The 19,573-nt window shown below is 63.7% G+C and carries 19 protein-coding genes; 4 read left to right on the plus strand and 15 right to left on the minus strand.

Annotation, left to right across the window (positions count from 1 at the left end; translation table 11 throughout):
- Positions 1-109 precede the first annotated feature (109 nt).
- On the plus strand, positions 110-1,327 hold the full coding sequence (locus ACIQWO_RS08625) for a serine hydrolase domain-containing protein (protein WP_402822017.1): 1,218 nt from the start codon (positions 110-112) through the stop codon (positions 1,325-1,327).
- Here the strand turns inward: ACIQWO_RS08625 and ACIQWO_RS08630 are convergent.
- Complete coding sequence (locus tag ACIQWO_RS08630; RefSeq protein ID WP_402822020.1) at positions 1,299-1,661, minus strand: GIY-YIG nuclease family protein; 363 nt, start codon at positions 1,659-1,661, stop codon at positions 1,299-1,301. The genes ACIQWO_RS08625 and ACIQWO_RS08630 overlap by 29 nt on opposite strands.
- Before the next feature lie 87 nt (positions 1,662-1,748).
- Here ACIQWO_RS08630 and ACIQWO_RS08635 point away from each other — a divergent pair, with 87 nt between their 5' ends.
- Together ACIQWO_RS08635 and ACIQWO_RS08640 are read left to right on the plus strand one after the other, a co-directional pair.
- Positions 1,749-1,907: a DNA-binding protein gene (locus tag ACIQWO_RS08635; protein ID WP_402822023.1), complete on the plus strand. Its 159-nt coding sequence runs from the start codon at positions 1,749-1,751 to the stop codon at positions 1,905-1,907.
- A 38-nt stretch (positions 1,908-1,945) separates the two neighbouring features.
- The gene (locus ACIQWO_RS08640) at positions 1,946-3,400 is read left to right on the plus strand and encodes an SLC13 family permease (protein WP_402822026.1); all 1,455 of its coding nucleotides are present in this window, start codon (positions 1,946-1,948) and stop codon (positions 3,398-3,400) included.
- On the opposite strand, the gene ACIQWO_RS08645 is transcribed toward ACIQWO_RS08640, so the two are convergent.
- The 10 genes from ACIQWO_RS08645 to ACIQWO_RS08690 all read right to left on the minus strand — a co-directional run bounded on the left by ACIQWO_RS08645 (position 3,364) and on the right by ACIQWO_RS08690 (position 14,635).
- Positions 3,364-3,810: a hypothetical protein gene (locus tag ACIQWO_RS08645; protein ID WP_402822029.1), complete on the minus strand. Its 447-nt coding sequence runs from the start codon at positions 3,808-3,810 to the stop codon at positions 3,364-3,366. The two genes, ACIQWO_RS08640 and ACIQWO_RS08645, sit on opposite strands and share 37 nt — an antisense overlap.
- 109 nt (positions 3,811-3,919) lie before the next feature.
- Positions 3,920-4,558: a hypothetical protein gene (locus ACIQWO_RS08650; RefSeq protein ID WP_402822032.1), complete on the minus strand. Its 639-nt coding sequence runs from the start codon at positions 4,556-4,558 to the stop codon at positions 3,920-3,922.
- Positions 4,559-4,620: 62 nt separating this feature from the next.
- Positions 4,621-5,997: a type III secretion system translocon subunit SctE gene (sctE, locus tag ACIQWO_RS08655; protein ID WP_402822035.1), complete on the minus strand. Its 1,377-nt coding sequence runs from the start codon at positions 5,995-5,997 to the stop codon at positions 4,621-4,623.
- Positions 5,998-6,110: 113 nt separating this feature from the next.
- Positions 6,111-6,638, minus strand: coding sequence for a CesD/SycD/LcrH family type III secretion system chaperone (locus ACIQWO_RS08660; protein WP_402822038.1), 528 nt, complete (start codon positions 6,636-6,638; stop codon positions 6,111-6,113).
- Positions 6,635-7,261, minus strand: coding sequence for a hypothetical protein (locus ACIQWO_RS08665; RefSeq protein ID WP_402822041.1), 627 nt, complete (start codon positions 7,259-7,261; stop codon positions 6,635-6,637). Before ACIQWO_RS08665 ends, ACIQWO_RS08660 begins: the two co-directional genes overlap by 4 nt.
- A 67-nt stretch (positions 7,262-7,328) precedes the next feature.
- Positions 7,329-7,862: a hypothetical protein gene (locus ACIQWO_RS08670; RefSeq protein WP_402822044.1), complete on the minus strand. Its 534-nt coding sequence runs from the start codon at positions 7,860-7,862 to the stop codon at positions 7,329-7,331.
- Positions 7,863-7,872: 10 nt separating this feature from the next.
- Positions 7,873-8,295, minus strand: coding sequence for a hypothetical protein (locus tag ACIQWO_RS08675; protein ID WP_402822047.1), 423 nt, complete (start codon positions 8,293-8,295; stop codon positions 7,873-7,875).
- A gap of 225 nt (positions 8,296-8,520) precedes the next feature.
- Complete coding sequence (locus ACIQWO_RS08680) at positions 8,521-12,195, minus strand: hydantoinase B/oxoprolinase family protein (protein ID WP_402822050.1); 3,675 nt, start codon at positions 12,193-12,195, stop codon at positions 8,521-8,523.
- A gap of 104 nt (positions 12,196-12,299) precedes the next feature.
- Entirely contained in the window at positions 12,300-13,625 is a 1,326-nt protein-coding gene (locus ACIQWO_RS08685; protein WP_402822056.1) for an MFS transporter, read from the minus strand.
- 188 nt (positions 13,626-13,813) lie between these two features.
- Complete coding sequence (locus tag ACIQWO_RS08690; RefSeq protein ID WP_402822059.1) at positions 13,814-14,635, minus strand: putative hydro-lyase; 822 nt, start codon at positions 14,633-14,635, stop codon at positions 13,814-13,816.
- 246 nt (positions 14,636-14,881) lie between these two features.
- On the opposite strand from ACIQWO_RS08690, the gene ACIQWO_RS08695 reads away from it, so the two are divergent.
- Complete coding sequence (locus ACIQWO_RS08695) at positions 14,882-15,814, plus strand: LysR family transcriptional regulator (protein WP_150663584.1); 933 nt, start codon at positions 14,882-14,884, stop codon at positions 15,812-15,814.
- 41 nt (positions 15,815-15,855) lie between these two features.
- On the opposite strand, the gene ACIQWO_RS08700 is transcribed toward ACIQWO_RS08695, so the two are convergent.
- The 4 genes from ACIQWO_RS08700 to ACIQWO_RS08715 form a co-directional block, all read right to left on the minus strand.
- On the minus strand, positions 15,856-16,197 hold the full coding sequence (locus ACIQWO_RS08700) for a cytochrome C oxidase subunit IV family protein (RefSeq protein ID WP_402822062.1): 342 nt from the start codon (positions 16,195-16,197) through the stop codon (positions 15,856-15,858).
- A gap of 8 nt (positions 16,198-16,205) precedes the next feature.
- Complete coding sequence (locus tag ACIQWO_RS08705) at positions 16,206-16,883, minus strand: heme-copper oxidase subunit III family protein (RefSeq protein ID WP_402823860.1); 678 nt, start codon at positions 16,881-16,883, stop codon at positions 16,206-16,208.
- Positions 16,884-16,948: 65 nt separating this feature from the next.
- Positions 16,949-17,593 carry a heme-copper oxidase subunit III gene (locus ACIQWO_RS08710; protein ID WP_402822065.1) on the minus strand — a complete coding sequence of 215 codons (645 nt, stop codon included), beginning with the start codon at positions 17,591-17,593 and terminating at the stop codon, positions 16,949-16,951.
- Entirely contained in the window at positions 17,590-19,452 is a 1,863-nt protein-coding gene (locus tag ACIQWO_RS08715) for a cbb3-type cytochrome c oxidase subunit I (RefSeq protein WP_402822068.1), read from the minus strand. The genes ACIQWO_RS08710 and ACIQWO_RS08715 overlap by 4 nt, the downstream gene beginning before the upstream one ends.
- Positions 19,453-19,573 lie beyond the last annotated feature (121 nt).

Here is a 19,573-nt window from a genome sequence, read left to right on the forward strand (position 1 = left end):
AAGTTTTGTGCGCGGGGGGAGTTAAGTAATGAACGTCGAACGGCAAAGCCGTCCGGCAGCAGGGGCACGTTTTAAAAAGCTATGGTCGATGTCTTGCGATTGGCATGACATGGCACGAGCTATGGGGCGTACCGGCGCGTCTGCACGCCGTGTTGTCCTGACTATCCTGCTGGGCACTGCCACACTGATGACGGCGAGCCATGCGCTCGCCCAGACGCCGTCGAACGCGTCGTCCACCGCTTCCGCCATCGGTGCTACCAACAACGCCGGTGCGGTCGTCGCCCTGCCATCGTCGGGCGCGGTCACGCCAATCAAGCCCGCCGTGCCGATCGGTCAGTCGACCATCGCGCAGGGTGTCGCGCAGCTCAAGGAGCGCTACAACCTCTCGCACGTCTGGCTGCGTACCGAGTCGGACGGCGGCGTCGCGCTCGAAGCCGCCACGCCGGGCGACGAGGTACAGCAGTTGCTGCCTGTCGCGAGCCTGTCGAAGTCGGTCACGGCTATCGGGATCGCCTTGCTTGTACAGCAAGGCAAGCTGTCGCTCGACGCCAAGCTCGGCGACCTGCTCACCGACTATGCGAAGGAACACGGCAAGCCGCTCGACCCTTCGTTGCGCGATCTGACGGTACGACGCCTGCTCGCGCATCGCGCGGGGCTGGCGACGAACGGTTTCAACGATCCGGTCAACGGTCTGTTCAGCGGACTGGCGATTCGTCGTGTGGGCGGCAGTGCGGACTTCTTCAACTATCTCGATGCGGGCGAGGCCAGCCATTCCACGGGCCGCTCCGACTTCGTCTATTCGAACGTCTCGTATCTGCTGCTCGGGATGGTGATCGAAGCCGTGTCCGGCGAGGATTACAAGGACTTCTGCGAGAAGAACATCTTCGCTCCGCTGGGCGTGACGGATGCGAAGCTGCCCGAAAGCTGGCGTCTGCTGGCGCCGTTCGCGGGCTGGCAGATGTCGACGGGCGCGTTGCTCAAGGTGTGGCGCGTGTTCGATGTCCGTCACCCGAGTCTGCTCACGGAGAAGACGCTGCGCACGTTGTTGCTCGATAAGCAGTCGGGGCCGGTGAATTCGGATCGCGATGTGTATTACACGCTCGGCGTGTTCCTGCTGCCGGGTGCCGGGGATCGCAGCTATCGCATCAGTCACGATGGCATCGCCGACTTCTTCCGCACGCAGTCGACCTATTACACCGTGGTGGAGAAGACCGTGCCGGGCGACAGCTGGGCGCTGGTGGTCTCGCCGATTCCGTCGCGCGGCCAGTTCGGTGCGTTGCAACGCGACGTGCGACGCATCATTCGACAGGCGCGTCTGGTGCCTTGAGGGATGAGTCGTGGGCGGGGGCGTGACTGAGGAAATCCGAGAAGTCGCAGACGTACGTCCCCGCAATCAGGCCGCGTTTCTGCGACGCGGTCAGTTGCTTGATGCGGTACTCGGCACGTGAGGCCGTCGACCGGTCGGCAAACGACAGTGAGAGCAACACACGCGACGGCGGATATGCCCGCGTGAAGCGCGCCCCCTTCCCCGCCACATGCGCCGCATAACGCGCGTTCACGTCGACCGTGATCCCCGTGTAAATACGTCCACCGGCACACTCCAGCAAATAGAGATACCAGGGCTTCGGTGCGGCGACGGTTGCGACTTCGTTCTGTTCCAACGTCTGAATTTTCGTCTTGAAAGGTAATTTGAGGGTGCAGACATTGTAGTCTTGCCGCGTCCCAACGCTCGAACACGACAATGCCAAATGGCACATATCGAACTCACACCATTCGATGCATCCGAATACCTGGACACCGACGAAGTCATCTCCGAGTACATCACCGCTGCGCTCGAAGAAAATGACATCGAGCTACTGATGGCGGTAATTGCAGATATTAAGAAAGCGAAAGACCGAACCATGTAAGATCGCTGTTCTGGCCCATCATCAAAACGACAAGCGCCATGAACGAAACGGTTTCGTCGGAGACATTGCACGCTTCGAATCTCTTGCGTCGCGAACGATTACGCGCCCGGTTGCGGGCGCTCGGCGGTTACGCCGCCTTCGCGCTTCTCGCGTTAGCACTATGGGCAGCGAGTCACGGCAGCACCACTCTCGGGCTATCGCCCACGGCGGCGCAAGCAGCTGTCCTCGTGCTCTTCACCATCGGTGCGTGGGCGTTCGGTCTGTTCCCGGAACCCGTCACTACGCTGACCTTCTTCCTGCTCGCAACGCTGCTGCATGTCGCGAAGCCGGAAGTCATCTTTGCCGGTTTCCACTCCGCCGCGTGGTGGCTCGTCTTCGGCGGTGCAGTCACCGGGCTGGCCGTGCGCACCACCGGACTCGGCTCGCGACTTGCGTCCACGGTGTTCGCGCTGAAGCGTCCGACGTACCCGCGCTATGTCGCATCCGTCATGGTCGCTGCCGTCGGTCTCGCCTTCGTGATGCCCTCGACCACCGGCCGTATTCTGCTGCTCATCCCCATCGTGCTCGCGCTTGCGGATCGCATCGGGCTCACCGAAGGACGACGCGGACGCACCGGTCTCGTGATGATGGTCGCCGCCGCGAGCTACATGCCGCCGACGACGATCCTCCCCGCGAACATTCCGAACAGCGTGCTGATGGGCGCGGCCGACTCCTTCTACGGCGTGAAGCTGCATTACGCACCGTATCTGCTGCTGCACTTCCCCGTGCTCGGCGCACTCAAGGCGGTCATTCTCGTGTGGGTCATCTGTCGGCTGTTCCCGGACGACGGCCCGCTGACGAACACGTCCACCAACACCACGCCACCGTTCACCGCCGACGCGCGCCATCTGTCCATCCTGCTGGCGCTTGCGTTGGCAGGCTTTGCGACGGACGCGTGGCATGGCATCTCGCCCGCGTGGATCTCCGTGGCCGCTGCGATCATTTGTCTCCTGCCCGCGATTCACATCGTGACGCCGAAGACTTTCACCGACCAGATGCAGATCACGCCGCTCATCTACGTGGCGGGGTTCCTCGGGGTGGGTGCCGTGGTCGCGGATAGCGGACTGGGAGAAAAAGTGGCGCGGTTATGTCTGGACGCCGTAGGCATGGTGCCCGGCACGCCGGTCATCAATGCGGCATGGCTCATCGCCATCGGCGCGGCCATCGGGCTTGTGGCGACCCTGCCCGGTCTGCCCGCCGTACTCACACCGCTCGCGGGCCAGCTCTCCACGGCGAGCGGCCTGCCGCTCTATACCGTCCTGATGCTTCAGGTGCCGGTGTTCTCCACCGTGTTGTTGCCGTATCAAAGCCCGCCGATGATGATCGCGATGCACCTCGGCGGCGTCGGCATGCGCGACGGCACACGGCTAACCGTCGCGATGACGGTCATCTCGCTGGTGCTGCTCTTCCCGTTGGATTACGTGTGGTGGCGTGTGCTCGGCATGTTGCCGTAAGCCGCCGGAGACGAGGAGGACGAAAGCGACGAAGTGCCACGCGCTGACATGTGACGCGTCGGCATCCCCTGATGATCGCGACAGAACACTAGCCAGCGATCGCCGTCCTCGTCGCGCCAGAACGCGCCCTCGCGCTCCAGGATCGCGCTCAGCCGAAGCCGCACCTCGCGCAGATGCGCGTCGCTCACACCCGGCAGAATCATCCCGCGCACGTAGCTCAGATGCGGCACCGTTCGCAACAACATACGGATCAGCTGACAGAATCGTCTCACTGCCTGATCGCTCGAACGCGCCTCGGCATCAAGACGGAAATCGGTGATCGTCAACACGTAGCCCGCGGCGACTTTATCGAGACGATGGCAAAGGGACAACTCGCCGTTCTCGACGCGTTGTCCCAAGGTAATGCGCATGCGCTCGCAGACTTCCGCGCGCGCCGTGAAACGGTGAGTCCTGAAAAATGCCGCAACGGCGCGCTCGCAGACTGTCATGAATGGGTCACTGGGTGAGTCACTGCCTGAATTAGCGGATGGCTTCGTAAAGCTTGGTGAGATGTTGCCCCGCGAGGCCGTACAACTGACGCGTGACCTCGCGCAATTCACCGCTCGCCGCATCGATACGCTGACGCAGACGGTCGTTGCTCTTGCGCGTCTCGTCGGTCAGTCCGGTAGCGAACTCACCGACCACCTCGTTGTCCCGTCCCCGGTTCGACAGATCGGCAGCCGCGAACTCGAACGCCGGTTTGCCGAACTGCCCGACGCCACTCACCACGCCACCGAACATCTGCCCGATCTCCATCTTGTCGCGCATGCCATAGCGTGCGCCGATCACACTACCGCCGAGCGACATGACGCCCGTGAAGAGCGACCCGCCAGCGGAGGTCATCGCTGACTCGTAGTGCTTCTTGTTGGCCCGGTACTTCTCGTCGCGCGCCGCCACGCCTCTTGCGAACAGCATCACGTCGTGACGCGTGCGGTAAGACTGGTCGGTGTTACGCTCGCCGACGCGAATTTCCATCATCAGCTTCACCAGTTGCATGAGCGTCACCAGTCCGTCGACGGCACGTCCGCCGCGATCCGGCATCTGCACATCCGACACCCAAGCGCCGCGCTCACTCTGCGCCGTGGTCTTCCACGACGTCGTCGTTGCTAAGCCTGCCATTCCTCTACCCCTTTTCGGAAGACGCGGCAAAAGCCGCGTCGATGATCGATAACACGCACCGCTCACGCCATCGAGGCGGCGATACGAATGCGCACAGCGCCCGTCTTCGTCACGGCGTCGCTGGCCGATTCCGCGATCTCGCCCTGCTGCGCCGACAACGCCTCCATGCGCTTGGCGACACGCTTCTTATCGTCGCCGTTCAGCTCCATCAGGAACTGCAACCACATCATTTCCGTGCCCATGTCGCGCGCCTGGCGCTGAAGCTTCGCGCGCTGGATGCCGATCGCACCCGCCGTGATCTCGCGCGCCCCGACCACGCCACCGCGAATCACGCCCGAGAGCGACCACATGCCACGCACGATGGCGCGACGTCCCTGCGAGCCGATCTGTTGACTAAACGACTTCGTCACATCGGTCGCCGTTACACGTGCGCCCTTGGCCACTTGCTTACCCGTCGACTTGACGACGTTGTCGAACGACCGCGATACCATCCGCTCGACCATCTCCTGCGTGAATTGCTCGGCCATGCGGTTGAAGCCGCGCTTGGCGAGATTGCGCGCAGTGCGCGTGCCGTTCTGCGCGAGCGACTTGCCAACGCGTTTGCCGACTTCCACACCGACCTGATACGAGACCTCCGAGACGACACGCTGTTTGATCGCGCCAATCGCCGCGTCGTCGCCCGCCTTCACGGCTTTCGTGAGCGCTTCGCCCGCGCCACCCTTCATCACGCGCGTGGCAGTCTTCGTCACCGAGCGCGACGCCATGAATCCACGTACCGACGTCCCGAAGCCCACGACCATGCCAAGCGCCTGAAACGCCATCTGCGCGTAGCCCCACTTCGTCGCTTCCGCCTCGTATTTCTCGGCGTTCTCCGGATCGACGAGCGCCATCGTCTTGTAGACCGCCGCGCCGATGCCCGCGACGCCCGCGCCGACGTCCGCAATGCCGCCCGCAATCATCAGCGGGTTCATCGTCAGCACGCCGGTCACGACCTTGACGGCCCCAATGACGACATCGATGGCCGCAACGACCCAGTCGAAGATCACACCGAAGATGCCGCCCTTGCGCGCCTTGTCCGCGTCTTTCGTGGCGGCGTCCATCTGCTCGCGGAATTTCTGGAGGTCTTCCTGCCGCAGCTTGTCCTGCCGCTCCGCGAGCAGTTCCAATGCCTTCTGGGTCGACTTCGCCGTGTCGCCCATCGCTTGCATCGAGATCATCGACGCGACCATCACGAGCGTAGACGGATCGAGCTTTTCGAGACTCGCGAGATCAGTCACGCCGAACTGCGACGGCGGACGCACACCGTCTGCCGCCATCGCACTGCCCAGCGAATACAGGCGCTGCAGCAAGCGGGCAAACGCACCTTCCGCGTCCTGCCACGTGCCTGCGTCGGTCTCGTCGGGAAGGAAGTCTTCCGACGAGAGCCAATCGTCGGACATCTTGTCGTTTCGCAAGGCATTCGGCGTGGGCGTATCCGTCCGCTGCTTCGTTGGCTCCCGAACATCACCCAGGGACGACGGACGGTATGCCGCGCCTACTGCACCAATCACAGTCATGTGTTTCCTTTCGATGGAGAAGTTGACAGGGCGTCGCACCGGGCGCGCGCCGAATGTGCGAGCTTGCGATGCTGCGTGTGCTCGCCGCAGAGCCGCAGCGTCGCGAGGTAGGCCTTCGTCGCGTAAGACGCATTACCCACGCTCTCGTAACTCATGCCCGCCAGGTAGGACGGGCGAGGGTCCGCCGCGCGAATCACACCGGCCTTGGCGAAGCATGGCAACGCGTCGTCATGCTGGCCGAGCCGCTGATAGCACAGACCAAGTCCGAACCAGTCATCGAACGACCATTGGTCGAGCGTGGCGAGCATGAAGTAGATGCGTTGCGCGGCCGCGATCTCGCCTTCCTTGAAACGTTGAAGTGCATACGCACGAACGCACGCCAGATCACTCTCGTCGAGATCTGCAAGCATGCGCAGCGCGCCACCTCGCTCGAAGAAGCGCGAGAAGATCGCCTCTGTGTCGACGGCTGACGTGTCGGGCGTCTCGCGTGCCAGCGCTGACGACGTCGAAGAAGAGGATTTCACGAGCGCATCGAGCCGTTGATCTGATTGAGCTGCTGCCCGCGCGAACTGATGATCGTGTTGGCGAGCGTCGAGACGCCGTTGTATTCCTGAAGGAACTTGTTGATTTCGATGTTCTCGATGGTGCGGCTGTCGGTCGCTTCTTCGCCTCGGCTGTCAGCCGCCGCCTTGAGCGCGCGCAGATGGTCCGCGCGATAGTCACCCAGCGATCCCGAAGGTCCGGAGTATCCGTCCTCGCCGACCTTCTTGCTGCGCGACTCCCAGTCCTTCAGCGTCTTCTTCGCACCGCTGTCGTCGATGGTGATCTTGAGGTCGTGCTTGTCGAAGAATTCGCGGATGCCATCGCCGACTTTGGTCGTTGCCGTCGTGCTCGTGCCGAGCTTGTTGATGAGCGTTTCGATCTGGTTCGCAACATCGCGCGCTTCGCGGCCGTGCGCCTGACGCGCGCGCATCGAGTCGATCTTCAGCTTGGCGTCGCCACCGCTGGCTTGCATGAGCGTGGCAGCGTGCGCCAGCAACAGCGAGTGAATGTCGACGGTGCGCGTAGACGTCAGCGTGACATCCGGCGACATCTGTTGCGAAGCCGACGCACCATAGCGATACGCGTTCGATTGGATTGCAGTCATGAGGTCGTTCCTGAATTCGATTTGAAGGAGGGAGAGATGAGACGTGGAGTGAAGTGAAAGACGGCCGTCAGAGGCTGCTCGTGATCTTGCTCATGATGTCGCGCAACTTGGCAATGACCGCATTGCTCAACGTCAGCGCATTCTCGTAACGCGACAGAAACTGCTTGAGTTCGATCTGTTCGACGGTGGCCGACTCGCTCGTGCCCGATGCCATCGACTGCACGCTGGCCTTGAGGCTGTCCAAGGTAGCGGCGCCGAGCGCACCCGACGCCTGCGATGTCGACATCAGCGAGTGGCGCACCGCGAAGTCGCGCAGTCCGTCCGGCAGCGACACGGTGGCCTCACCTGCGCGCAAGCGCCGCTGCATCTCGTCAATCGACGTCAACCAGTCACGCGCATCGCGAGCGCTCGCCGAACGCGCGCGCGCCTTGTTCATCCAATCGTCGACTCGCACCTGCAAGCCGTCCATCTGCTCGCTTGCGCGCTGCATCGTGCTCAGCAGCGGGTTGTCGCTGGCACGGCCCTGCGCAAACGCGCCGCCCAGTCGCGGCGCGTAGTGAGTGTTCGGCGTGTAGGGCGTGTCGATGGTTCGGTAGATCATGTCGCCTCCGTCACGCGCAGGTCCGATGCATCGCCCGGCTACGCGCCGGGACGCGCGCTGCTTCGTCGCCCGTCGCCGGCACCTCGGCGTTCAGTCGTTCGATCACACCGGCCAAAGCGACAGCCATGCGTTCGATCTCGCGTGCTTCGCGTTGAAACGCTTCGCTGTCGAGCAGGGCATCGAGACGGGCGAGCTTGTCCGTCGCCTGCGGTGTACCTGCTTTTTCCATCCGCTCGATCTCGTCGAGGACCGTCTGATAGTCGAGCGTCTGACGCGCCAGCTTGCGACCGGCCATCTGGATCTCGCCGCAAGCGCGCTCGTACTGCGCGAGCAGCGGATCGGGGTCGTGCCTTTCGGGGAGTGGGGAAGAGGACTTCGCCTCAGTGGCGTTCAAAGCGTTCGGCTCTTGGGGTGTTGCGGACATCTGGGACATTTCAGGCACCTCCGTACGTTTCGTAGCGGTTGTCATTTACGACAACGGCATCGTACGGAGGTCCTCATGGTGCGCCTTTGCAAAGCCCGCAATCCCTTCCGGGAACCGGTCTCACTTCAGTCATTTCCCAGTGACGAAGGGGTTACGCGCATCGCGTTGCACGATGCTCGGCCCCTTATGCGGCGGGGCGTTCCGGTCATACAACGTGAGATCGAGCCCTCGGCTTCACGCCTTCCCAAAGCCGCCGCCTCCCGGCGTCTCCACAACAAAGATGTCGCCCGGCTGCATCTGCGTGCGTCCGATGTGTGCCAACGCCTCGCGCGAACCGTCTACGCGCTCAACGTAGTTGGCACCCAGCGCGCCGGTCCCACCGCCCTGCGCGCCGAACGGTGCGTGCACACGATTGTTGGAGAGAATCGACGCCGTCATCGGTGTGAGGAAGCGAATGCGTCGCACCGCGCCGTTACCACCTTGCCAGCGTCCGGTGCCGCCCGACCCCACACGAATGCGATGGCTCTCGAGACGGACCGGATAGCGCCACTCCAGCACCTCCGGATCGGTCAGACGCGAGTTCGTCATGTGCGTCTGCACGGCATCCGAACCTTTGAAGCCGTTGCCCGCGCCGCTGCCGCCCGAGATGGTTTCGTAGTACTGGTACGTCTCGTTGCCGAAGGTGAAGTTGTTCATCGTGCCCTGGCTCGATGCCACGCTGCCGAGCGCACCGTAAAGCGCATTGGTAATCGCCGACGACGTCTCCACGTTGCCCGACACCACTGCCGCCGGGTACACGGGGTTGAGCATCGACCCCTCGGGCACGATCACCGTCAGCGGCTTCAGACAGCCCGCGTTGAGCGGGATGTCGTCGTCCACGAGCGTGCGGAAGACGTACAGCACTGCCGCCATGCATACCGCACGCGGGGCGTTGAAGTTGTTCGGCAGTTGCGCCGACGTGCCGGTGAAATCGATGGTGGCGCTTCTCGACGCCTGATCGACACGAATCGTCACGTCGATGACCGCGCCATTGTCGAGCGGATAGCGGTAGTGCCCGTCGCCCAGCGCGCCGATCACGCGACGCACCGCCGCTTCGGCGTTGTCCTGCACGTGCCCCATGTAGGCGAGCACGACGTCGCGCCCGAAGTCGTTCACCATGCGGCGCAGCTCGTCCACGCCCTTCTGGTTCGCTGCCACCTGCGCGCGCAGATCGGCCATGTTCTGGTCGATGTTGCGCGCCGGGTAGCGTGCGCCACCGAGCAGCTCGCGTGTCTCACGGTCGCGCAGTTCGCCTGCGGCCACGAGTTGCCAGTTGTCGATCAGCACGCCCTCTTCTTCGACGTGCGTCGAGTCCGGCGGCATCGAACCCGGCGTGATCCCGCCGATATCCGCGTGATGGCCGCGCGAGCCGACGTAGAACAGCGGTTCCGCCACACGTGAACTCGATGCCGCGTCGTCATCGTTGACGAACACTGGCGTGATGACGGTGACGTCCGGCAAGTGCGTGCCGCCGTGATACGGATCGTTAAGCATGAAGACGTCGCCCTCGCGCATGCGTCCGCGATTGCGCTCGATCACCGTCTTGATGCTCTCGCCCATCGATCCCAGGTGCACTGGCATGTGCGGCGCGTTAGCGATGAGGTTGCCGTCGCGGTCGAACAGCGCGCACGAGAAGTCCAGACGCTCCTTGATGTTCACCGAGTACGCCGTGTTTTGCAGACGCAGCCCCATCTGCTCGGCAATCGACATGAAGAGATTGTTGAAGATTTCGAGGCGCACAGGATCGGCCTGCGTGCCCAGCCCGCGCTGTGTCTCTCTCGGCACCACTCGCGTGAGCACGAGGTTCCCCTGTCCCGTCATCTGCGCCTGCCAACCCGGTTCGACGACCGTCGTGCCGCTCTTCTCTGCGACGATGGCGGGACCGTCGAGGGTGTCGCCCGCGAGCAGCGTGTCGCGCTCGAATAGCGCCGCATCGTGCCACGTGCCAGCGGCGTAGAGCTTCACCCGATCGATGGCTTGCGGCGTGCCGGACGTGCGTGCTTCGAGCGGTGCAATATCGACCGGCGCATCCGACCGCCCGATGGCCTCGACCGACGCCACTTCGACGATCAACGCCGCCCCGTCCATCAGGAACGAATAGCGCTGACGGTACGCAGCTTCAAACGCGTCGCGCATCTGCCCCACGCTGCCAAACGGCACGGCGATGGCTGAGTCCGTGCCCGCATAGCGCACATGCACACGGCGCACCGTCTCGATACGCGACGGCGGCACGCCCTGCGACAGGAGCGCGTTCACGGCGTCGTCGGCCAGCGCACCGAGGGCGTCTTCGAGTGCCACAAGGCCGTCGTCGGCCAGCGGCGCTTCGATCATGCGTTCGCGCATCGCCGTCTGGTCGGCCAGACCCATACCGTAGGCCGACAGCACGCCCGCCAGCGGATGCGCAAAGACCTGCGTCATGCCGAGTGCATCGGCCACACCGCACGCGTGCTGACCGCCCGCGCCGCCGAACGTCGTCAGCACATAGCGGCTCACGTCATGACCTCGCTGCACGGAGATTTTCTTGATGGCGTTGGCCATCGCGCCGATAGCGATGTCGAGAAAGCCCTCGGCGAGCGCTTCGGGGGTCTGACGACGGCCCGTCGCTTTCTCGATCTCGGCGGCCAGTGCCGTGAATTTCGCGACCACGACATCGCGATCGAGCGGTTCGTTGGCGTGTGGACCGAAGACCTTCGGGAAGTGCGCGGGCTGAATCTTGCCGAGCATGACGTTGCAGTCCGTGACCGCGAGCGGGCCGCCACGACGATACGCCGCCGGGCCGGGGTTCGCGCCCGCTGACTCCGGCCCCACGCGCAGACGCGTGCCGTCGAACGACAACACCGAACCGCCCCCCGCCGCCACCGTATGAATGCTCATCATCGGCGCACGCATTCGCACACCGGCGACCTGCGTCTCGAACACGCGCTCGAACTCGCCGTTGTAGTGGGAGACGTCCGTCGACGTGCCGCCCATGTCGAAGCCGATCACGCGCTCGAAGCCCGCCGCGCTAGACGCGCGCACCATACCGACGATGCCGCCTGCGGGACCGGAGAGAATCGCGTCCTTGCCCTGGAAGTTGTCGGCGCGCGTGAGGCCGCCACTGCTCTGCATGAATTGCAGGTTCACACCCGGCATCTCCTTCGCCACCTGCTCGACGTAACGGCGCAGGATCGGCGACAGATACGCGTCCACCACGGTGGTGTCGCCGCGCGAGACCAGCTTCATCAGCGGCGAGACTTCGTGCGAGACGGAGACTTGTGTGAAGCCGATGTCGCGCGCCATCGCGGCGAGCGTCTTCTCGTGGGCTTGATAGCGGTAGCCGTGCATCAGCACGATGGCCATTGCGCGAATGCCCTTCGCGTAGAGCGCTTCGAGCGCGCTGCGCGCAGTGACGACATCCAGCTCGCGAACGACGTCGCCGTGCGCGCCGACACGCTCGTCGATTTCCACGACGTCGGCATACAGGGCTTCGGGCAGCGCAATGTCGAGATCGAACAGTCGCGGACGATTCTGATACGCGATGCGCAGCGCGTCGCGAAGGCCGTGCGTCGTAACGAGCGCCAGCGGTTCGCCCTTGCGTTCGAGCAAGGCGTTGGTCGCCACGGTCGTGCCCATCTTCACCATGTCGACGAGATCGGGCGTGATCGGTTCGCCAGCGCTCAGCCCCAGCAGGTGGCGGATGCCTGCGACGGCGGCGTCGCGATACTGCTCGGGGTTCTCCGAGAGCAATTTGTGCGTGACGAGCGTGCCGTCCGGGCGGCGCGCCACGATATCGGTGAAGGTGCCGCCACGGTCGATCCAGAACTGCCAGCGCGACGCGGTCTGATGCGCAGGTGCGCGGTTTTGGGCAGGGGGCGTGAGAGCGTTCGTCATGATGTCATTCGCAAAACAGAGGGGTGTCAATCGGGGGGAGCAAGCGAGAGGCGAGCGTGCGGCGAAGGAAGGCGATGCAGGGTGCACCGCCCTCCGTCGGTCGATCAGTGCGGGGTGGTTTCGAGCGATTCGAGTTCGCGACCGCGCGTCTCGGGCAGCGTGAGTGCGGCGATGATCAGCACGCCGTAGGCCACACCGGCGAAGATGCCGATGGTCGTGCCCAGACCGTATTCCTTCGAGAGCATGCCGATCAGGAACGGGAACAATGCGCCGACGGCACGGCCGACGTTGTAGCAGAAGCCTTGTCCGGAGCCACGAACCCGCGTGGGGAACAACTCGGTCAGGAACGCGCCCATGCCACTGAAGATGCCCGACGCGAAGAAGCCGAGCGGGAAGCCGAGCCAGAACATCGCGCTGTCGGTGAGCGGCAGCGAGGTGTACGAGAACGCGATCACCATCGAGCCCACAGCGAACAGAATGAAGTTCGGCTTGCGGCCCAGACGGTCGGTCAGATACGAGCTCGCGAGATAGCCGACCCACGAGCCGAAGATGATCATCGCGAGATAGCCGCCGGTGCCCATCACGGTGAGGTGACGCTCCGTCTTCAGGAACGTCGGCAGCCAGGTCGTGATGGCGTAGTAGCCCCCCTGCGCACCGGTCGTCAGCAACGCGGCACGAATCGTCGTGGAGAGCAGCGCCGGGCTGAAGATGGCGGTCATGCCGGGTGCGTCTTCCGACTTCGCCTGCTTGGCCTTCTCCTTCTGGTACACCTCCGGCTCCTGCACATAGCGACGGATGAACAGCACCAGCAGCGCAGGCAACAGCCCGATCAGGAACAGCGCGCGCCACGCGAGTTCGCCCGGCATCAGCGAGAACAGCACCGAGTAGAGGATGGCCGTCAGCCCCCAGCCGATGGCCCAGCCCGATTGCACGAGGCCCACGGCTTTGCCGCGGTCCCGAGCGCGGATCACTTCGCCGATGAGCACAGCGCCCGCCGTCCATTCGCCGCCGAAGCCGAAGCCCATGAGCGCACGCGCGGCGAGCAGTTGGTGGTAGTTCTGCGCGAGTCCGCACAGCCCGGTGAACACGGCGAACCACAGCACGGTGAGTTGCAGCGTGCGCACGCGGCCGATGCGATCCGAGAGGATGCCCGCAACCCAGCCGCCGAGGGCCGAGGCAAGCAGCGTGAGTGTGCCGATGAAGCCCGCGTCGGCGAGGCTGATGCCCCACGTGGCGATCAGCGTCGGGATGACGAAGCTCAGCATCTGGGTGTCCATGCCGTCGAGCATGTAGCCGACCTTGCAGCTCCAGAACGCGCGCTTTTCGCGCGGTGTGGCGTCGCCGTACCAGCCGAACAGGCTGCCGCCGCCTTCGGTGGCTGCCGAGGAATCTGTCCCGACGGGGGGCGCGAGAGGGGTTTTACTTTCCATGAGAAAAAGGCTCCGGTGATGTCCTGACTTGCCGTGTGATGCACTCGGGCCGCGCTCATCCGACAGGCGTAGGTCGTCACCGGCGGGCAACACTTCTCCCGCCGCAGCCCTTTATGGCGCGGTTCTTTTGCTGATTCGTTAATGCTGGGTGGTGCGGGTACTGCGGGTCTTGCAGTTCCTGAACGACGTTAGAAGACGGCCAGCGACGCGTTCGTGATGTCCGTCATCAGCATGTAGCCGGGACAGTGCCCGATCGCGAGCGGCAGCTTCGCGCCCATGAGCGCCGTTTGTGGCGTGACGCCACAGGCCCAGTACACGGGCAGCTCACCGTCGCGAATGGTCACGGCGTCACCGAAGTCCGGCTTCGACAAGTCGGCAATGCCCAGCGCCGACGGGTCGCCGATGTGGATCGGCGCGCCGTGCACGCCGGGAAAGCGGCTCGTGATCTGCACGGCGCGAATGGCGTCTGCGCCTTTCATCGGCCGCATCGACACGACCAGCTCGCCACCGAACTTACCGGCGCGCTGATTCGCGATGTTGGTGCGGTACATCGGCACGTTGCGGCCCTCTTCCACGTGACGCAGCGGAATCCCCGCCTTGGCCAGCATGTCCTCGAACGAGAACGAACAACCGATGGCGAACACCACGAAGTCGCTCTGCCAGAACTCCGCGAGGTTATCGACCTGCGCGTCGAGCTTGCCGTCGCGATAGACGTTGTAGCCCGGTACGTCGGTGCGGATGTCGACCTCGCGTCCCAGCGCGGGCACGTGCCACTGTCCCGGCTCGCCGACGCCCAACAGCGGGCATGCCTTCGGGTTGCTCTGGCAGAAGCGCAGAAAGTCGTGCGCATGCGCTACCGGCACGATAGCGAGATTCGCCTGCGCGAAGTCGCCGCAATAGCCAGCGGTCGGCCCACGGAACTGCGCCGAGCGCACAGCCTGACGAAATTCGTAAGGCGTGATGGTGTCGCGTTGCGAAGTGAAGTCGTGCGAGGTGGCTCGGTGGTTCATGGCAGATCCGGCTTGAGTGGGAGACGCCAATGCGGCATCAGATGGCAGAAGCATAGGAAGAAAAAAAAGTTGCCGCTAACGAGTTTTTGTTCGCATCTGTGTATAGAATTTCTTAACGACCTCGGGGGTTTTCCCGAGGTTCGTTGCATTTATTTTCACCGCACCGTTCAGCACACTGCACACCATGCGTCGCAGACTTTGGGCGACTTCCCTGCCTTTCCCGTCTGCCGACGCTCACGGAGCCCCATGAACACGCGATTTCTCGAAACCTTCGTCACGCTCGCCAAGCTGCGCAACTTTCGCGCGACGGCCACGGCGTTGCACGCGACGCCTGCGGCGATCTCGCAGCGTCTCAAGGTGCTGGAAGAGGAGTTGAAGACCGAGCTTGTCGACCGCGACAGCCGCGAGTTTCGACTCACACCGAACGGGGAATACCTGCTGGGCTATGCGAAGGCGGTGGTGGAGGCTGCGCGTCGTTTGCAGGCCGCCGCATCGGGGGAAAGCACGTTGCGCGGACGACTGCGTCTGGGCGTGATCGAGACGGTCGTCCACAGCTGGCTGCCGAACTATCTGCGACGCCTCGCCGCCGACTATCCGACGCTCGAAGTCGAGCTGACGGTCGACGTCTCCGTGCAGTTGCAGCGGCGTCTCATGGCCGACGAACTCGACCTGATCATCCGCGTGGAAGGCAGCGACGACAGCAGCGTGGTGTGCAACGCACTCGCCAACTATCCGGTGCACTGGATCGCACGTAAGGGGATGTTCCCGAACACGCGCAGCGGACTCGCCAAGCAGGTGTTACAGCATCCGATCCTGACCTACGGACGCGGGACCGCGCCGCATCGCGCACTCGAAGACATCGTGGCCAAGCTGGCCGGTGTGCACGGCGTGCCGCTCTCCGAGACGCGCATTACCGGCTCGCCGTCGATTGCCGTGATCGTGCAACTGGTGCGCGACGGGTTCGGTGTCGCCGCGATTCCACGCCTGTTCGTCGACGCGTTGATCGCCAACGGCGAAGTCGTCGAGTTGCCCTTGCAGCCAGCGCCGCCGTCCATCGTGGTGTCGATGTCGCGCCGCGCCGACGCACCGCTGTTCGTGCATGGCGCGGGCACCGCCGCGCGCGCCGCGTGTGCGGAGTACTGTCAGAAGAGCGACCGGCGGCTGGTGGAATTGCTGTGAGGCGCTGACCTCGATGACGTTACCGACGAATCGACACGCGCTCAGTGAAAGTGCGCGAGCCGCGTGACGAACGTGAAGTCCGCTTCCGACGCCATCAACGACATCAGCACGAGTAGCGCCAACGGCGGAATCAGAATGGCGTAGACGAGCGCGAGCCGCTCCCATCGCATGTGCATGAACACTGCGACGATGAGGCCCGCCTTGGCGATCATCAGCGCGAGAATCAATCCCCATCGCAGATAGCCTTGCAGATTCGCGTAGTCGACGAGATACGAGAACGTCGAGAGCACGAACAGCAGCCCCCACACCTTCAGGTAGAGGCCGACCGCGTGTTGTTGTCCGGTGTGACCGGTACTTTGCGTCGCTGCCGCAGAGGATTCCATCGCGCCTCCTACCAGAGATAAAACAGCGCAAAGATGAACACCCACACGAGATCGACGAAGTGCCAGTACAGGCCCGCGATCTCCACCAGTTCGTAATTGCCGCGCCGCTCCAGCGTGCCGTTGAGCACCTTACGCATGACGGTCAGCAAATAAATCACGCCCGCGCTGACGTGCAGCCCGTGAAACCCCGTGATCATGAAGAAGCACGCGCCGAACTGCGCCGCCCCCATCGAATTGCCCCACGGACGCACGCCTTCGTGCACGATCAGGTTCGTCCATTCGAAGGCTTGCATGCCGACGAAGGCGATGCCGAAATACGCCGTCGCGAGAATGCACGCTGCGGTCTTGTCGCGGTCGCGCCGGTAAGCGTAGTTCACCGCCATCGCCATCGTGCCGCTGCTCGTGATGAGCACGAACGTCATGATCGCGATGAGCAGGAGCGGCACTGGATGTCCGCCCACATTGAGCGCGAAGATCTCCGCTGGATTCGGCCACGGCGCCGTGGTCGAGATGCGCACCGTCATGTATCCGATCAGGAAGCTGCTGAACACGAAGGTGTCCGAGAGCAGGAAGATCCACATCATCGCCTTGCCCCACGGCACGCGGAACGTAGCGCGGTCGCCGGACCAGTCGGAGACGACGCCGCGCCAGCCGTCAGGCGGCGTGATGACAGACGCGGCGGACACAGCGGAGGATGGGGTAGACGATGGCGTATTCACGAGGCGTCTCCTGGCCGGGCCGATGCGTGGACTTACGGCGCTACGCCGGTGCCGCACAGACGTTGCGCGATCTCCGGCGTGAGATTGACGATGGCCGCGAACAGCACCACCCACAACGCGAACAGGAAGTGCCAGTACTGCGCGGTGAGCGAGAGACGTCTGGCCCGTGTAGCGTGCGTCACGCGTCGCGGAATCAGCAATGCCCACGCCACCACGCCGCCAAGCAGATGCAGCGCGTGCAGCCCTGTGAGCAGGAAGAAGAAGCTGTTGGCCGGGTTGCCCGATACACCGTAGCGACGCAGCGCGAGATCGCGCCAGACCCAGAGCTGTCCGGCAATGAACGCGAGTGCTAGCGCACCGGCGAGTGTCCAGTCGCGTCGCGAGCGTCGCAACTCACCTCGCTTTGCCTGCGACGCTGCGGACTGCATCACGATGCACGCCGCCGCCAGCACACCCGTGTTGACCCACAGCGCATTGACGGGGGGCAACGGACGCCAGTCGCCAAGACTCATGCGCATGACGTACGCCACGAGCATCAGCGCGAACAACATGCCGATCACGCCCATGAGCCACCAGAGCGCCACCTGCGACGCCGCACGTCGACGCGGTTGCATCACGGGAACGCCGCCGGGAATGCCATCGGGTGGCATCGGCGGCCACGACGGAACGGGCCTCATGGTGTCGCTCCTTTCGGGGAATCGGGCGACGGCGGTGCTTTGCTGCCACCGCCATGCAGCGCCGCCGAGTCGCCATCCACCAGCGTGGCGGGACGTCGCGGATCGGGGGCGAGATTCTGCGGCACGAAATCGTCAATGTCGCCCGGCACGCTGTACTCATAGGGCCAGCGATATGTCGTCGGCAGCACTGCGCCCCAGTTGCCGTGTCCGGGCGGCGCATGCGGTGTCTGCCATTCGAGCGACGCCGCACGCCACGGATTCAGACCGGCAGGTTTGCCGTGCCGCACACTCCACGCGAGGTTGAATAGGAACAACAACTGTCCCAGCGCCACGAAGAACGCGGCCACCGAGATGTACGTGTTCATCGTGTGCGCGGACTCGGGAATGAAGCTGTAGTTCTGGAACTCGTAGTAGCGTCGGGGCATGCCGAGAATGCCGAGGTAATGCATCGGGAAGAAGATCGCGTAAGTGCCGAGAAACGTGATCCAGAAGTGCCACTGACCGAGGCGGTCGTTCAGTCGTCTGCCGGTGACCAGCGGGTACCAGTGATAGATGCCGCCGAAGACCACCAGCAAGGGGGCGACGCCCATCACCATATGAAAGTGCGCGACGACGAAATAGGTGTTCGACAGCGGCATGTCCACACTCACGTTGCCGAGGAACAGCCCCGTCAGTCCGCCGATCACGAAGGTGCTGATGAAGCCGATGGCAAACAACATCGGCACCGTCAGATGGATATCGCCACGCCAGAGGGTGAGCACCCAGTTGTAGACCTTGATCGCGGTCGGAATCGCGATGATGAGCGTGGTCGTCGCAAACAAAAATCCGAAGTACGGATTCATGCCGCTGATGAACATGTGGTGCGCCCACACCACGAACGACAGCACGCCGATGGCGAGAATCGCCCAGACCATCATGCGGTAGCCGAAGATGTTCTTGCGCGCGTGAACGCTGATGAGATCCGACACGATGCCGAACGCAGGCAACGCGACGATGTAGACCTCGGGGTGCCCGAAGAACCAGAAGAGATGCTGAAACAACAGCGGGCTGCCGCCGCGATAGTCGAGCGGCTGTCCCATCGACACCACCGCAGGCATGAAGAAGCTCGTGTGCAGCGTCTTGTCGAGCAGCATCATCACACCGGAGACGAACAGCGCCGGGAAGGCGAGCAACGCCAGCACCGTCGCCATCACGATGCCCCACACGGTGAGCGGCATGCGCAGCAACGTCATGCCTTCGGTACGCGCCTGCAATGCGGTGGTGACGTAGTTCAGGCCGCCCATCGTCGCCGCCACGATGAAGATCAGCAGCGAGACGAGCATGAGCACGATGCCCCACTCGGTGCCCGGTGTGCCGGGCAGGATGGCCTGCGGTGGATAGAGCGTCCAGCCTGCGCCGGTCGGACCACCGGGCACGAAGAAACTCACCATCAACACGATCACGGCCAGCAGATACACCCAGTAACTGAGCATGTTCAGGAACGGGAAGACCATGTCGCGCGCGCCGACCATGAGCGGAATCAGGTAGTTGCCGAAGCCGCCGAGGAAGAGCGCCGTGAGCAGATAGATCACCATGATCATGCCGTGCATGGTGACGTACTGATAGTAGTGACTGGCGTCGATGAACGAGAACTTGCCGGGGAAACCCAGTTGCAGACGCATGAGGTTGGACAGCACGAGCCCGACCAATCCCACGGCAATGGCGGTGCAGGCGTACTGCACGGCGATCACCTTGTGGTCCTGACTCCAGACGTACTTCGTCCAGAAACTCTGCGGGCCGTCGTGGCCACCATAGCCGTGATGCTTACCCTCTGCACCGGCATGGGTGGAACCGTCGGCATTCTCGGCATTGCCAGTCATGACGTTGTCTCCCTTTATTGCCGGTGCGGCCCGCGCGTGGCGCTGTGCGACGCGCGTCGAGCTACAAGGTTATGGCACCGGTCGAATCATCGGCACACTCGGTTGCGCCGGTCCCGGCGAT

Source organism: Pandoraea sp. NPDC090278 (genome assembly GCF_044772185.1).
In the GTDB taxonomy this organism is placed as follows: Bacteria; Pseudomonadota; Gammaproteobacteria; order Burkholderiales; family Burkholderiaceae; genus Pandoraea.

Coding starts and splice junctions, on each gene's coding strand:
- ACIQWO_RS08625 (WP_402822017.1), top strand. CDS start 110: ATGGCACGAGCTATGGGGCGTACCGGCGCGTCTGCACGCCGTGTTGTC.
- ACIQWO_RS08635 (WP_402822023.1), top strand. CDS start 1,749: ATGGCACATATCGAACTCACACCATTCGATGCATCCGAATACCTGGAC.
- ACIQWO_RS08640 (WP_402822026.1), top strand. CDS start 1,946: ATGAACGAAACGGTTTCGTCGGAGACATTGCACGCTTCGAATCTCTTG.
- ACIQWO_RS08645 (WP_402822029.1), bottom strand. CDS start 3,810: ATGCGCATTACCTTGGGACAACGCGTCGAGAACGGCGAGTTGTCCCTT.
- ACIQWO_RS08650 (WP_402822032.1), bottom strand. CDS start 4,558: ATGGCAGGCTTAGCAACGACGACGTCGTGGAAGACCACGGCGCAGAGT.
- sctE (WP_402822035.1), bottom strand. CDS start 5,997: ATGTCCGACGATTGGCTCTCGTCGGAAGACTTCCTTCCCGACGAGACC.
- ACIQWO_RS08665 (WP_402822041.1), bottom strand. CDS start 7,261: ATGACTGCAATCCAATCGAACGCGTATCGCTATGGTGCGTCGGCTTCG.
- ACIQWO_RS08670 (WP_402822044.1), bottom strand. CDS start 7,862: ATGATCTACCGAACCATCGACACGCCCTACACGCCGAACACTCACTAC.
- ACIQWO_RS08675 (WP_402822047.1), bottom strand. CDS start 8,295: ATGTCCCAGATGTCCGCAACACCCCAAGAGCCGAACGCTTTGAACGCC.
- ACIQWO_RS08680 (WP_402822050.1), bottom strand. CDS start 12,195: ATGACGAACGCTCTCACGCCCCCTGCCCAAAACCGCGCACCTGCGCAT.
- ACIQWO_RS08685 (WP_402822056.1), bottom strand. CDS start 13,625: ATGGAAAGTAAAACCCCTCTCGCGCCCCCCGTCGGGACAGATTCCTCG.
- ACIQWO_RS08690 (WP_402822059.1), bottom strand. CDS start 14,635: ATGAACCACCGAGCCACCTCGCACGACTTCACTTCGCAACGCGACACC.
- ACIQWO_RS08695 (WP_150663584.1), top strand. CDS start 14,882: ATGAACACGCGATTTCTCGAAACCTTCGTCACGCTCGCCAAGCTGCGC.
- ACIQWO_RS08700 (WP_402822062.1), bottom strand. CDS start 16,197: ATGGAATCCTCTGCGGCAGCGACGCAAAGTACCGGTCACACCGGACAA.
- ACIQWO_RS08710 (WP_402822065.1), bottom strand. CDS start 17,593: ATGAGGCCCGTTCCGTCGTGGCCGCCGATGCCACCCGATGGCATTCCC.
- ACIQWO_RS08715 (WP_402822068.1), bottom strand. CDS start 19,452: ATGACTGGCAATGCCGAGAATGCCGACGGTTCCACCCATGCCGGTGCA.